Genomic DNA, 14,227 nt, shown 5'->3' with positions numbered 1-14,227 from the left:
TTATGTTCTCGATAATCGAACTCATTCCCACATCGGATACAACCTGTTCCTTGACGGCTCTGTTAACGGCATTAATGCTCAGTTTGCCGTAGCAATCTCCGAAAAGCAGCAACAGTGCGGCGGTTTCCGTATCGGCGATGTTGTTAAAGGCACAGCGTGGACAAAGAAGTATCCCGGATGGGAGTACGCCGACTACTATCGAGCGGGTGCATTAAAACGAATAAGTGAGGGCGAGGAAACAGCCGAAGATACGTCAGCTCCACCGTGGAGAACCGCTCCGCCCGATATGCAAACATATGAACAGCGCGGCGCGAGGATGTTGAGCCTTAGTCGTTGGAAAGGCAAGTGCTTTCAATGTATGTGGGCAAATATGGCGAATGTCACGATAGAGTATGACTGGGGTAAATCCCAGAAACATCGCTACGAAAGTTTTTGTTACGGACCCAAGTCCTGCAAATTTTATACAATGGGGAAGCCCCGCAACGTTCCCTATAAGGGCAGAGGTCCAAGCTATGATGGGGGATGGCTTGACGAAATCTGCACGGAGTGCAGGGGTGAGGATGATTAAATCAAAGGGGCACGGGATAAAAAGTCGGGAAGAAATATCGTGGAGCAATTAACGCCCAAAAGGACACTTGTAGAGTTGGGAGATAGCCCCAAATACTTGAACCTCCCTTCTTTGGCATTCGGTACAGCCGAAATAGATATATGTGACGGGAAATTTACCTCTGTTCAAATAGAACACCCGTTAGGTTTTCTCGATGTCCAAGTAAATCTATATGGGTTGAATGATGAAGGGCAAATAATCGATGGAATGACGTATAAACAAAATGATCCCTGCCCGTGCGGAAGCGGTAAGAAATATAAAAAATGCTGTGGAAAATGAAGACATGTAGATAAATGACTGTTTATCAAATCAGCCAAGCACTAGTTTCCAATGCTTGCACAAAAATGTGGAATTGAGGTATATATGTATGGCATACAGTGAGGCACTTTGGCAGGAGGCAAAAAAGAAGTGCAGATTAAACAATGCGGATATCAAAATAGCAAAAGAGCTTGGGCTGAATCCTAAAAGCCTGATTAAAAATATCCCTAATAAAAGTGAGCAATGGAAAGCCCCTGTAAGTGTTTGGATCAGAGAAATATAGGAGGAGCGTCAGAGAAAATCGTTGTTGAAGCAGAAACAAAAAGAGTCCGCCAATTGCAGCAAGGAAGAAACTTGAAATAAATGTTGATCAAATGATGAAGAAGATGGCATACCGTTTTTAAGAGGGATTCAAGGTATATCCCCAGAAAGATTGAGTTAGTATCATATGTAAAATGCCGCCAAAGTCTTGTCAGGCTCAGACGGCATCTTTTTTGTATCCTTATGCCACGTGGCGATGCGCGTGTGAGAAAACGGGGGTGAAAGTATAATGATAATTGCTGCTTTTGCCGGCACAGGTAAAACCTATTTCTGCAATCACGTCGAGGGTGCAAAGGATTTTGTTTGCATGCCTTATAAATACTTTTTGCCTGAAACAGATAGCAACAATGTGGAACACGAAAAAGTAAAAGCTGACTTTAGCCTTGAAATGAATCCGGAATATCCAAGTAACTACATAAATGCGATTTTGGGAAAAATGGAGAAATACAAATATCTTGTTATTCCATCCGACAGTCGCGTCCTTGCAGGCTTACAAGATAAGCATATACCCTATATACTTTGCTATCCAGAGTGTACGGCAAAAGAAGAATACAGGAAAAGATACCTGCAGAGAGGAAACAACGAAGAATTTATAGACATTTTTATCGGTGGCTGGGACAATTTTATGAAATCTTTGCAACATGACGCATACGGTGCAAAGATTATTTTAGCCGAAGATAAGTACCTTCTCGATGTCAAAGAGAGAATTGACAAAATAATTCTATAGGGAGAGCTCTCAATTCAGGACTATCAAGTAACAGGAGCGTTTAATCCATATCTTATTGGCTCAAAAATTATAGATATGTTCGTTTTATCTAAAGACAGCGTAGGCTACTGTGAAGGAGGACTGACAGACTGACAATAATCTTTGAAAAAGATAAAGAGCGAGGAATATTGATTTACGGATATACTGGACTTGGCGCTTTTATGGCTTAAAACGACGGTGATATTGTCCTGCAGGGTGGTGGGAAACCATCCTTGTTGCAGAATGTCTGGTTGGCTGTAGCTTAATAAATAATTTTGGCCTAGAGCGTAAATATTATTAAGGAAATACTATTTGGAGGTTGAAATAATGGAAAAAAAGGTTATAGGCTATTTTGAAAAAAGCGATCAAGCAGGGCAAGCAGCAAATGAATTAAAAGGCAAGGGGTTCACAGAGATTTCTATTCTGGGGAACGAGAATGGAGGTAAAAAAAACAGTAGTAGAGACACCAATGGAATGAGTTTTGAAAATCAGAACTTATCGGATGGCACAGTGACAGGTGGAACTATAGGCGGATTAGCAGGATTAGGTCTAGGCGCCGGGGCTCTGGGGGCTTTAGGCGCCGCGGCTTTATTAATTCCGGGAATAGGGCCAATTGTTGCCATGGGACCTTTAGCCGCGGCCTTAGGTGGCGCAGTAACCGGCGGTATTGCCGGAGCGTTGGTTGACTACGGTATTCCAGAGGAACGCAGTGATTTTTACGAAACTAAAATAAGAGAAGGAAATACGGTTTTAGTTCTGAAAACCGATGAGCAAAAGACAGATGAAGTAGCTAAAATGATGAAAAACTATGGTGCTAAGGATGTCAGGGTACACTAATAAACATTAATGTTGATGATTTGATTAATTTGTTTTGAGTCTGCTTCAAAGCAGAGACCTCTGTTAGGTTGAGCTTTGTGCTTTTTCTGCGCACATCTCAATTCTACTCGGGGGTCTTCTACGTTTTTTTTAAGTCATATATAACCAAAACGTTTTATATGCTCAGTTATGTAAGGACTAAAAGGAACTTTGTTATAGGACTCATAGTTGTAGAACTCAGAAGGATATTTATGTTAATCGGAGAAAACATATATGATTCCGCTACAAAAGGGTCATTTTGTGATTTTACGTGCTATATATAGTGGTTCGATTTTATCTATTACGCTATATGTAGCCTGGTAAAGTTTAAGGCTACGGAATATGCCTTAATAGGTGTTAAAAAGGTGAATGGGTTGAAAACAATTTTAGTTTCGGGCGGAGCGCGATATCGCTGACTCTGAGCTTGTTGGTCAAATAGTCAGGGATCATCAGGTGGATGCTGTCATTCATTTTGCTGCACGAAGTCTTGTAGAGGAGTCTATGCAAAAGCCGGATCTTTATTTCTACGAGAATACAGCTAAAACCAATCGATTTGTTTCAACTTTGCTTTAGCAGGGGGGCAACAAAATAGTTTTTTCATCTACAGCCGCAACTTATGGTCTTCCCGCTGAGATTCCCATTCCGGAAGCTTCAAAAACCGAACCGATCAATCCCTATGGCGCATCGAAGCTTATGATTGAGCAATCGTTTCATTGGTTAGAACAAGCTTATGGTTTAAAATGGATGGCGTTACGCATTAAATAGCCAATGGAGTTGCCTCTGCAACACCTAAGAAGCGATTCGACCGTCCATTAGGGTGAAGTACACCTTAAGTGGCGGTCTTTTTATTTTATATAACTTGATTATAATCGGGGCTTCATAGATTTTATTTCCTGTTCCTTGTGGCAGAGTATCGGTGCTTGAGTAATATTCGTAAATGAATATAATTTATGGTAAGAGAATAAGGCCAAGGAAGATAATTGTTTACGGTCTCTTTTTTAATTTGCAAGTGAAAATTACCGTATTTGCTAAAAACGCCCGTTTTTAGCAAAGGGAATATAGATTATACATAAGGGCAATATAACTCCTAAAAAGGAGTGTGTATTATGTATTGGAAATATTCTTTTGGTTTTTTAATCGCCTCTCTTATCCAAGCGGCAATCATTGCGGCGTCTGAATTCCTCGGTATTTCTACCCTCGGCGCGAAAATAACTTTTGGGCAGCTAATGCTCCATATTCTTGCTGGGCAAGCTGCCGGATTTTTGTTAATGGTAATAACACAAGGCATAAAGAATATTGCCAAAATAAGCGTTTGGTTGGTTGGTAGTATTTATGGAGCTGTCGTGTGGTTAGCGTTAGTTTCAATCAACTCTGCGCAGGGCACAATCAAGGCCCCCTGGACACAAGGCGCAGCTACGATCATAGCAAGCCTGCTGGCATTTGTTGTTTATGGAGTAATCGTGACTTACACCATTAAAAAATACGAGGAACAAGGCGCCAATGTACGATGGGGTTGTTAAGAAAAGCGTGATTTATCCGAGGGTTTTCAAGCGTTACATAGTTGACAATATCGCATCAATCTGTGACAGTGCTTTATAGGCATTCTTATATGCCGGGCAAGCATCGGATGGAATGGCATAGTTTCTTGTGAGGCTCCTAAGCCTTGTATTTTCTTTACTCTCGGCAGGAAAAAATCCAGTGTTCTAAACGATTTCCGTACAGATTTTGGGCAGTTCTTTAAATGATTTGATCTTCCAAACATCTATTTTTCTCCTTTCAGAAGCGTTTTGGCAAGGCCCCTTTAAGCTGTCTTGCTTATCTCTTCTGTAAGCTTTGCCAAAAGCTCATATGTCCTACAATAAGTAGCATATACATCTGTCGGAGCCATAAAGTTTCCTGTTATGGATTTCAGTTCATTTAACAGCGTATTCATTTTCTCGTTGTTTTTGCCTAATTCCATAAATCCGCAAATGATTATTGCAGTGGGTTTCAAAGTGAATACTGAACGCGCTGTGCAATTTCGTAAATGGGCGAATCAGGTTGTGAAAGAATATACTATCAAAGGACTTATTATGGATGATGAACGCCTAAAAAAGGTGGTTCTATTCTAATAGAACGAAAAAGACCAAATACGTTGACTCAAGTATGTGCTTAGTCTTATTATTATACTATTCCATTTACTTTACCTTACTTTACTTAGGATTTTAGGGAGTTAACCAGGTCTGTTTCATTACGCCGAATGAACTTAGAAAAATAGTAGTTTCTCAGAAGTATATAGGTGGAGTGAATATTAATGAGTCTAGAAAGCAACATAATTTTAAATGCATATTCTATAATGATAATTCTTATTATCTACTTTCATGCGTTAAAATTTTTTAATAAAGGTTCTTTGCAGGATAGACTTTATATGACGATATTGTACATTACTATTTTTATGCTGGGCGTAGATATATTAAGTAGACTTGATGGTAATGCTGCTGCAATTTATCCTGTGATGAATACTCTCGGAAATTTTGTGATCTTTTTGATGAGCCCTATTTTACCTTCATTGTGGTTAGCCTATGTTCACTTACAGGTTTTTCGTGAAGAAAGGAAAACCAAACGGCTGCTTTATCCCCTGATTATCATTAATACAATTAATGCTGTTATTTTAATATTTTCGCAATTTTTCGGGTGGTTTTATTATATCGATTCGGATAATATATACCACCGAGGCCCGTTCTTCTTGTTTCCTGCTTTTCTTACAATTATGCTGTTGCTTGTGGCTTTTACAATAACTTTAATAAACCGCAGAAAGCTAGAAAAAAAGAGCTTCCTATCACTTACATTTTTTGCGATTCCTCCATTTATAAGTATCATTCTGCAAATTAAATTCTATGGCATATCGTTGATGCTCAACAGCGTTGTTCTTTCCCTGCTTGTAGTATTCTTGAACATTCAGAATCACAGCATGTACACTGACCATTTGACAGGAGTTAATAATCGAAAAAGGCTTGATGCGTATTTAAAGGAAAAAGTTGATTCGAGCACTAGAGACAAGAGCTTTTCAGCTATTTTAATAGATATAAATAACTTTAAATATATTAACGACACATATGGACATGACATGGGTGATAATGCATTGGAGACTGCAGCGAAACTACTTAAAAGCTGCCTTCGCACTAATGATTTTATAGCCAGATTCGGCGGTGATGAATTTTGTATCGTTTTGGATACTTCAAATAAAACCGATTTGGAAGCTGTGATTTGCAGAATTAATAGCTGCCTTGAAACGTACAAAGAGTCTGGTTCCCATCCTTACGCTCTCGGGTTTAGTATGGGTTATGCTGTGTATGCTCACCATTTACACATGAGTGCGGAAGAATTTCTCAAACAGATCGACATATTGATGTATGAGGAGAAAAAGGCTTATAAGAATAAGCTTTCCGTTTAACCTTGGCAGAATTATCAAAACAATATTGGTTTAAAAAAGCCGGAACATTCTGCCGTAGATTGTTCCGGCTTAAGAAGTTATTGTAAATTTTACTCTGAACTATATTGTTCTGGCGACATCATACGCATCCCAAATTGAGTTCATCAGGTTAGCGGCTTCCCGGGCATCCCCGATAAGATAAAGCTCCCCAAATTTACCGTTTAGGTTTTTAAACAAGGTATCATCAGGTTTGTAACCGACAGAGATTATAACGGTATCAGTTTTTATCGACGTACGTTTTCCGGATTTGTCGAAAATAATAGCCGCATTGTCTGTAACTTCTGTCAAATATGAGTTTAATCTGACATCGACCTGATGGGCCTTCAAAAGGTCTATCAACATTGTTTTATTCATATGTGGAATGGGCTTGCGGCTTAACATCAAATCACCTAAGGCTTCGACAACCGTTACTTTTTTCAACTGTTTGGCTAGATAAAGTGCTGTTTCACATCCAACAAGCCCTCCGCCAATGAGCACCACATCGTTTCCGGCTTGCTTTTTCCCTTCAAGGATATCGGCAGCATAGGCCACGTTGCTTTTATCGGCACCGGGAAAATCCAGTTTAAGAGGGAAAGAACCGGTTGCGACGATAATAACGTCCGGGTTTTCCTTTTCAATGAGTTTTGCATTGACTTCAGTTCCCATTTTTACCGGGATCTTCAGTTCTTGGAGCTCATGTTGATACCAGTCGAGAAGCCTTCTATCGTCTGCCTTAAAATCAGGCCCGGATGCTTCGTTAAGATGTCCTCCCAACCTGTCGGTCTTTTCATAGAGAATAACATCGTGTTGTCTTCTCGTACAAACCCTTGCCGCTTCCATGCCGGCTACCCCGCCGCCAACAACCATAACCTTTTTCTTTTCACTTGCCGGAACAATTTCATATTCTTTTTCTCTGCTGACAGCGGGGTTAACCGTACAACTCAAGGGTTTTCCTTCAAACATCCTCCCCATACATCCGGTATGACAGCCGATACAAGGACGGATGCTTTCGGATCTTCCCGCCATAACTTTCTTCGGCCAATTCGGATCTGTTAGAAGGCCCCTGCCAATACCGACCATATCTAACTTGCCCTCTTCCAAGGCTTTCTTGGCAAGTTCGGGATCGTCCATTCTGCCCGCTACAATAACAGGTACCTTGACAACCTGTTTTAACTTTTCTGTTAACGGAAGGTATAAACCATGCTGCTGGTAGAGTGGTGGGTGAGCCCAGTACCAGGCGTCATAAGTTCCGGCGTCTGCATTAAACATATCATACCCCGCCTGTTCGAGGATCTTTGCGGCCTCGAGACCTTCGTTCAAGTCCCTCCCCATCTCCTGAAAGTTCTCCTCCGCAAGACCTCCTTGCCGCCAGTCCTTAATATAACTTTTAATACTGAATCTCAAGCCAACCGGAAAATCCTTTCCGGCTTGCTGCTTAATTTCCCTGACAATTTCAATAGGTAAGGTAAGCCTTCCTTTCAGATCCCCGCCATATTTATCTGTTCTCCTGTTAAATAAGGCAATTGTAAACTGGTCCAAAAGGTAGCCTTCATGGACAGCGTGTACTTCCATCCCGTCAAATCCCGCTTCTACCGCAATATGGGCAGCTTCTCCCACCTTCTTTACCATTCTTTCTACTTCTTTGGTAGTAAGTTCTCTGCAGGTAACACTGGGATCCCAGTAATTGGGAATAGCGGACGGTGCAACGGGTTCACTGTCTAAAAATGCGGGGGCTGCACTCCTTCCGAGCCCAAAAGTTATTTGAATGAATATTTTAGCACCATAGGCATGAACATGTTCAACAAGTTCACAGGCCGTCCGCACAAAGAGAGTTGGATTAGTTGTAATACACGGAAAACTTGGCATTTTAAGCTTTTCAATTTCATTTTCAGCTTTTACGGCCCCGGTAATAATCAGGCCCGTACCCCCTTTTGCCCTCTCCACATAATAATCGATAGCTCTTTTTGTCCATGAGCCCTCAGGAGTAACCAAGCCGAGGTTAGCCATAGGAACCATGGCGATCCTGTTTTTAATTTCGACTTTACCAATTTTTAAAGGCTGGAATAACTTTTCCATGTATCATAACCTCCCCGAAAGATCTAATGTTAATATGACTAATGGCCGAGCTTGTTATACAAAAAAGTGCAAATTTCGGCCCGCTCTTTTGGAGCGTTTTGTAGATGATATTAGGATTTCGAAGTTCAGGCTTGAACTTTAAGCCGTTCAAGAGAATAATAAAGATAAGTTACTTTATAAAGCATGCAGACAAACAGGAACTTGGAGTATTATGGAGGGTTTTTTACGATAGTCTCAGAAATGATAACAAAGATGATTGAGATGGGGCAAAAGACCCACAAGTTAACCAGGCGATTATCTTGAAGGAATATCTGGAATCTAAAGCCTTGCCCTTATGAACCCTTGTGCTGATGAAGGCATAAGCTCGTTTCAAGCAGAACTCAATTAAATGTAAAGGAGATTCAGATATGGGAAAACAAAGCAAAGGACGTTGCCGCTATTGTCAGGCGGAATATACTAAGTCAGGTATGATACGGCATACTGCATCATGTAAGGAACGGATGAAGGAGATGGGAAAAGCCGCAAACGTAAAAGTAAAACCGTGCGGTTATTTCACCCTTTCCATAACCGGAAAATATGACAAAGATTATTGGCTGATTATTGAATGCAAGGAAAATGCGATGCTGCAGGACGTGGATCAGTTTTTGAGGGATATATGGCTGGAGTGCTGCGGGCATCTGAGCGCGTTTCATATCGAGGGGGAGTCATATGAACGCATTGTGTATACTTCGGGACTTGGGGACACACCGTCGAAAAGTATGAAGCATCCGTTGAAAAGTGTGCTTGAAAAGGGAATGAATATCGGTTATGAATATGATTTTGGCTCCACAACAGATTTGATAATTACCGTCTCTGATTATAAGGTTGGGCCGTGGAAGAAGGATAAGATTACCCTCTTGGCCAGAAATAATCCGATGGAATCCATCTGTTCGAAATGCGGTAAGAAGGCAGCCAGATGGATCTGCACAGAATGTATCTATGACGGAACTGGTTTTCTGTGCGAGGATTGTGCGGAAAGTCATGAATGCGGGACAGATATGCTGCTGCCGGTGTGCAATTCGCCACGTTGCGGAGTATGCGGTTATGAGGGCAGTGATATCTATGGGGATTGACAAGTAATGACGCCTTTGGCTATGTGAATGCTGACGTTTTGGCGATATGTCGTAGTACTTTAATACTTTCGGAGGATAGGGGTGAGAAATATGACCAAAGTAAAGGCAAAGAAAATTTTTGAACAATATAACCGCACATCAGACGTCGTCCGTTGCCCAAACGGGAGGGCAGCTATTCGCAAGCAGCTTGATGCCTATGCCAGGGCGGCGGTGAACCTATATGGTATTATCAGCCGTGATGATTTTGTTAATATTTTCAACGAACAAAACGCCGACCGGACGAGCGGCGATGAAATTTATATTCTCCTCCTGCCGCTTGTGTTAAAAAAGGGCCGGTACGGTTTTTATAAAGAATACATCGTGCATTATTGGTTTTTCGACGACTTTGACCAAGCCGATTATTTACTGGAACACCAAGCGGACAAGCCCCGCTATATACCCGAAAAAGACGAGTTCCTTAAATACATTAATGAGGATTACGTAGATAACGATCACTGGTGGAATGTACGCCGTTTTATGTCGGACGTATTCGGCTTCTGCAAAGAGACCGCGGAGGGCTATGAGGAAGTAAGAAATTATATAATGTACGGTGATGGGATCAGGGAATTGGGCCCCATTCTGGATAGGCATAATCTTATATTTAATGGCGAAAAACAGCTGCAGGAGTTTTTAAATCTTATTATGTTTGCAAAAAGCAACACGCGCATCTGGGAAAACAACGGATACACGCCATCCGAGCTTCACGAGATGCTTATTCAACGCAATAAAAATATCGTCAAGTTTCCAACAATGCAAAGGCCGAAAATCGGACGTAACGACCCATGCCCGTGCGGAAGCGGCAGGAAATACAAGAAATGTTGCGCTAGGTTTGACATTGAAAAAACTGCACAGTTAAGTTCTGAAGAGTGCAGGCTTTTCTATGAGACATGGTATGGCTTAATGGGCTTTGTCAATGAACGGAAGAGTGTAATTAAAGCCACAATCAAGCCGGAATATCCGAATACCGTCAGCGATATAATGATCCACAAAGTCAGAGAAGTACTGTGGGAAAAGCCGGAACTAATAGACGAATATATCAGTGAAACAAAACTTCCGCAAGAGAAAATCGACATTTTGAAGCTGTGGAGAACGAACCATAAAAAAGGGATGTTCTTTATTTTAGAGTATCAGCCAGAATACGCTGTTGCCATCGCTACGAACGAGCAGGGTGAAGACAGGCTTTACGGGATAAAAGGGATAAGCAGTTCCATAGCCAACACATTGCTGCAGGAATTGCCTGTGCAGATTGAAACTGTTTTGCTTCCGTTCAAGGGTAAGATTATCTATGACAGCTTTATGAGCTCTGTGCCGATAAGATTTGCGGAAGGTGCAAAGGCGGCTTTCCGTGAGTTGTATGACAAAGCCATAAAATACGGAATTATTACAAGCTTGGAATAAAATCAATTATATTTATACTAGGGTTAAAGGAGATTTACGTCCAGGGGGCACCAGCTTAGGCGGTATCTTTTTTACCGCTTCAAGGCAACTTGAATAGTACAGCAAAAGACATACACTTTGAAAAGGTGACGGCTTCTGAAATATAGGTCGTCGCCAAGGACCCACCAGTTCAAACGGTATCTTTTTTGATACGTTTAAAAGACGACATAATGGACTTTTAGAAAAATAAACTAGAGGCTAGGTCTTAGGCCAATAAAATGGCACTTGAACTTAGTCTCTTTTTAGCAAAATAGCGGAAGTATTCTGATGAAACATGTATAATGCGCTAAAACAGCCGAGCTAAAGGTAAAAGAATCCCTCGAAGCCGTCAGTTGAACATTAAAATTCGTGAAGACATTTCAAGTTGGGCGCTCAGAAAGCCCCATTTAGTAGGACATTTGGGGTGCGAAACTTAAGATGAAATATATAGTTACAGCGGGCAAACATTATAGATGTAGTTCAGATTTCAAATTGCCGGCATAATATAATAAAGCAAGGCACCCTGCGTTGAAATTTCGTAGAGTGCCTTGCTCGTTTATTTATGCTTTCCCTTTACTAACACACTATTACGTGATACTATATACAAGTAGTGAGTGATAATGAATACAGGTCATACTGAATAGTGAAAAAAGAAGGGATAACTTTGGAAAACCTTACGGAAATGCTCAAAGGCGTGCTGGAAGGTTGTGTTCTTGAAATCATCAGCCATGAGGAAATCTATGGTTACGAGATCACGCGGCGGTTGAACGCCCTTGGATTCACGGACGTGGTGGATGGGACAGTTTATACCATCTTAGTGCGGCTTGAGAAAAACAAGCTGGTAGAAATTACGAAAAAGCCCTCCAATATGGGACCGCCGCGAAAGTTTTTTGCGCTTAACGACGCTGGACGCGAGGAGTTGAGGAGATTTTGGGAAAAATGGGAATTTGTTGCGTCGAAAATTTACGAGTTAAAGGAGAAGAAGTAATGGATTTTTGGGAAAAGGTTACGGGTGCTGACATGACAAAAGAATTGAAAGCTCTTGAAGCGCGAGCTAAAAAGCTGCCGGCTGATTATCAAGCGGCATGGGAAAAAATTAAAGCCAATCTTTGGCCGCACTCAAATTTTACCGGTCGCAACCTCATGCCAATTCTTGACGGTGTGCTCGGCCTGCTCGAAGAAACGGCTGCGGACGGTCAGAGCATCCAAGAGGTTTTGGGTGACGATATCAAAGGCTTTTGTTCAGCACTGATGGGCGAAGAAGGGGCAAAGTCTTTTCGCGACAAGTGGCGTAAACAACTCAACAATAATATCGCTAAAAAAATAGGTAAATAGGAGGATCAAATGAGAATACAAGATATCATCGAAGGCAAAAAAGAGTGGCGAGCGCACGTGGCACGGGTCAAGGCGCTCCCGAAAGATTATCAGATTGTTTATAAAGAGATTCAAAAATATCTCTTTAAGGTCGGCCCTGTTGAGCTAACCGATGGGATAGGTTTGTTATCGGGAATTGTCGATCTTTTTGAAGATGGCGCGGCCCTGGGGAAAGGCGTGCTTGAAGTGACAGGTAGTGACGTAGCGGCTTTCTGCGACGATCTAATCAAAGATTCAAAAACTTACGCTGACATCTATCAAGAATCTGTTGACCAAGAAGTTAACAAGGCCATGAAAAAGGTTACCAAAAACATCAACTAACCTTCGATGATTGTACGAAATTTTTTTATATAAATGTAAAAATTGATTTAAATCAAGGATATTATCCCCCTAATGAACTAAAATCTAAGTATCGAAAGAAGCAAACTAAACAATAAGTGTGGTCAAATTATTTAGATATTTAGGGGGATATTCTGATGAAACAAACAATTACAGTCAACGGCCGAAAACACCTTGGGGAGCTTGTAACATATTTCCCGGCCATTACTAATCGTCTTAATGAACAGCTAAAATGATTCCATGAAAAAGTGCGTTTGGAATGTAAGATTGTATATGAATAAAAACAAAGTGGAAATTCAAAAGCAAGATTATAAACACTGTTCCCATGACCATATCCATTATCATGCGCATGGTGAAACGCATGAGACATGTATATCACTGGTGCCGATTTTCAATCACTTGGAAAAAGAACAAATGGACGAAATTATGGCTGTGACATATTCGGTTTCCTTCAAAAAAGGAGAAAATATTTATTGTGCAAAAGATAAGTCAGACTCACTTTACATCGTAAGTAAGGGGAAAATTAAAATCTACAGGCTCTCTGAATCCGGAAAAGAACAATTGCTGAGGATTCTGCACCCTGGGGATTTTACAGGTGAACTGGCTTTGTTCAGCGAAACCGTACATGAAGAATATGCAAAGGCAATCGAAGAAACCAGTGTCTGCACAATCAAGCGTTCCGAGTTGCGAAAACTTCTCTTGAAATATCCTTCTATTTCTTTAAAGGTATTGACTGAGTTTTCAAGTAGACTTGAGCAGTCAGAAAAACAGGCGACACGATTTGCTACTGAAAAGGTTGAAACAAGGATAGCGCTCTTTTTGGTTGAGTGTATGGATAATGAGAAGCAATCGACGGAGGTTGTATTGCCAATGAACAAGAAAGATATGGCTTCATATTTGGGAACGACACCGGAAACAATCAGCAGGAAATTAGCGGAATTGGAAGAGACGGAATATATCAAACTGATTTCAAATAAGAAAATTAAAATCTTGGATTTGGACGGACTGCTATCGGTTTAGCTAAATTTTAAGGAGGTACGTGTAATGAAAGTGATTAAAGTAAATGAGCTGCCATTCATGAAGACCGGTTGGGGTATAAAAGGTAAGCCTATTATAGACATGCCGGAAATAGGTATCGTTAATTTGGTTATGGAACCGGGGGAAAAGGTTCCTTCCCATAAGACCCCGGTTAATGTTCTTTTTCAGGTAATAGAAGGAAAAGGAATGATTACAATTGGAGATGAGACACAAATAGCTGAGGCAGGGGACATTGTGGTTAGCCCGACCCAAGTTCCGCATGCTTTGGAAGCCAATCAGGGATGTGTATTTTCTGTTTATGTGATAAAAACACCTAACCCTCAAAAAAGTGCTGTGAAATAGATAAAAGTTTATAATGCTTTACATAAAAAGGTTGCAAATGCTTTTTAACATTTGCAACCTTTTTATGTTTTATGGTTATGTTTTCAAATATTTTATAATGAGTGGCTAAAATAAAAAACAAGCCATAAAAATAGCCTGCCTCATCTTGACAATGAAAGGTAAAAAATTGTATAATATCTTGCTATGATAACAATATAGTCTATAAAGTCTATCATAACATATTTAGATTGCGTTGTCAATACTATTTTTGAAAA

The 14,227-nt window shown here is 40.7% G+C and carries 15 protein-coding genes and 2 pseudogenes; 16 read left to right on the top strand and 1 reads right to left on the bottom strand.

The features are described 5' to 3' along the window. From VB077_RS03965 to VB077_RS03925, 9 genes and pseudogenes are all read left to right on the top strand, one after another. A partial coding sequence (locus VB077_RS03965; RefSeq protein ID WP_323413919.1) for a hypothetical protein occupies nucleotides 1–568 on the top strand: 568 nt, incomplete at its 5' end. A gap of 39 nt (nucleotides 569–607) precedes the next feature. After that, complete coding sequence (locus VB077_RS03960) at nucleotides 608–886, top strand: SEC-C metal-binding domain-containing protein (RefSeq protein ID WP_323413918.1); 279 nt, start codon at nucleotides 608–610, stop codon at nucleotides 884–886. 88 nt (nucleotides 887–974) lie between these two features. After that, nucleotides 975–1,148: a hypothetical protein gene (locus VB077_RS03955; RefSeq protein ID WP_323413917.1), complete on the top strand. Its 174-nt coding sequence runs from the start codon at nucleotides 975–977 to the stop codon at nucleotides 1,146–1,148. Nucleotides 1,149–1,415: 267 nt separating this feature from the next. Next, complete coding sequence (locus VB077_RS03950) at nucleotides 1,416–1,913, top strand: hypothetical protein (protein WP_323413916.1); 498 nt, start codon at nucleotides 1,416–1,418, stop codon at nucleotides 1,911–1,913. A 345-nt stretch (nucleotides 1,914–2,258) separates the two neighbouring features. Beyond that, complete coding sequence (locus tag VB077_RS03945) at nucleotides 2,259–2,768, top strand: DUF1269 domain-containing protein (RefSeq protein ID WP_323413915.1); 510 nt, start codon at nucleotides 2,259–2,261, stop codon at nucleotides 2,766–2,768. A 423-nt stretch (nucleotides 2,769–3,191) separates the two neighbouring features. After that, nucleotides 3,192–3,542: pseudogene (locus tag VB077_RS03940) on the top strand (NAD-dependent epimerase/dehydratase family protein); the annotation flags it as partial. Nucleotides 3,543–3,892: 350 nt separating this feature from the next. Further along, complete coding sequence (locus VB077_RS03935; RefSeq protein ID WP_323413914.1) at nucleotides 3,893–4,306, top strand: hypothetical protein; 414 nt, start codon at nucleotides 3,893–3,895, stop codon at nucleotides 4,304–4,306. A 441-nt stretch (nucleotides 4,307–4,747) separates the two neighbouring features. Continuing rightward, a pseudogene (gene rhuM, locus VB077_RS03930) lies at nucleotides 4,748–4,879 on the top strand (RhuM family protein); the annotation flags it as partial. Nucleotides 4,880–5,079: 200 nt separating this feature from the next. After that, nucleotides 5,080–6,219, top strand: a complete 1,140-nt coding sequence (locus tag VB077_RS03925; protein WP_323413913.1) for a GGDEF domain-containing protein — start codon at nucleotides 5,080–5,082, stop codon at nucleotides 6,217–6,219. A 99-nt stretch (nucleotides 6,220–6,318) separates the two neighbouring features. Here the strand turns inward: VB077_RS03925 and VB077_RS03920 are convergent, their stop codons facing one another. Beyond that, the gene (locus VB077_RS03920; RefSeq protein ID WP_323413912.1) at nucleotides 6,319–8,313 is read right to left on the bottom strand and encodes an FAD-dependent oxidoreductase; all 1,995 of its coding nucleotides are present in this window, start codon (nucleotides 8,311–8,313) and stop codon (nucleotides 6,319–6,321) included. Between the two features lie 407 nt (nucleotides 8,314–8,720). Between VB077_RS03920 and VB077_RS03915 the strand changes: the two genes are divergently transcribed. The 7 genes from VB077_RS03915 to VB077_RS03885 all read left to right on the top strand — a co-directional run bounded on the left by VB077_RS03915 (nucleotide 8,721) and on the right by VB077_RS03885 (nucleotide 13,973). Continuing rightward, nucleotides 8,721–9,425 (top strand): hypothetical protein, encoded by a 705-nt coding sequence (locus VB077_RS03915; protein ID WP_323413911.1) that lies wholly within the window; start codon nucleotides 8,721–8,723, stop codon nucleotides 9,423–9,425. Nucleotides 9,426–9,515: 90 nt separating this feature from the next. After that, nucleotides 9,516–10,862: a YecA family protein gene (locus tag VB077_RS03910; protein ID WP_323413910.1), complete on the top strand. Its 1,347-nt coding sequence runs from the start codon at nucleotides 9,516–9,518 to the stop codon at nucleotides 10,860–10,862. 682 nt (nucleotides 10,863–11,544) lie between these two features. After that, a complete protein-coding gene (locus tag VB077_RS03905) occupies nucleotides 11,545–11,868 on the top strand; it encodes a PadR family transcriptional regulator (protein WP_323413909.1) in 324 nt (107 codons plus the stop codon). Then, nucleotides 11,868–12,215 (top strand): DUF1048 domain-containing protein, encoded by a 348-nt coding sequence (locus VB077_RS03900; RefSeq protein WP_323413908.1) that lies wholly within the window; start codon nucleotides 11,868–11,870, stop codon nucleotides 12,213–12,215. The genes VB077_RS03905 and VB077_RS03900 overlap by 1 nt, the downstream gene beginning before the upstream one ends. Nucleotides 12,216–12,224: 9 nt before the next feature. After that, nucleotides 12,225–12,575 (top strand): DUF1048 domain-containing protein, encoded by a 351-nt coding sequence (locus VB077_RS03895; protein ID WP_323413907.1) that lies wholly within the window; start codon nucleotides 12,225–12,227, stop codon nucleotides 12,573–12,575. Between the two features lie 291 nt (nucleotides 12,576–12,866). After that, nucleotides 12,867–13,613 carry a Crp/Fnr family transcriptional regulator gene (locus VB077_RS03890; protein ID WP_323413906.1) on the top strand — a complete coding sequence of 249 codons (747 nt, stop codon included), beginning with the start codon at nucleotides 12,867–12,869 and terminating at the stop codon, nucleotides 13,611–13,613. Nucleotides 13,614–13,637: 24 nt separating this feature from the next. Next, nucleotides 13,638–13,973, top strand: coding sequence for a cupin domain-containing protein (locus VB077_RS03885; protein ID WP_323413905.1), 336 nt, complete (start codon nucleotides 13,638–13,640; stop codon nucleotides 13,971–13,973). The last annotated feature ends 254 nt before the right edge of the window (nucleotides 13,974–14,227 follow it).

Source organism: Desulfitobacterium sp. (assembly GCF_034927245.1).
In the GTDB taxonomy this organism is placed as follows: Bacteria; Bacillota; Desulfitobacteriia; order Desulfitobacteriales; family Desulfitobacteriaceae; genus Desulfitobacterium_A.
This window is presented reverse-complemented; position numbering and strand designations above follow the sequence as displayed.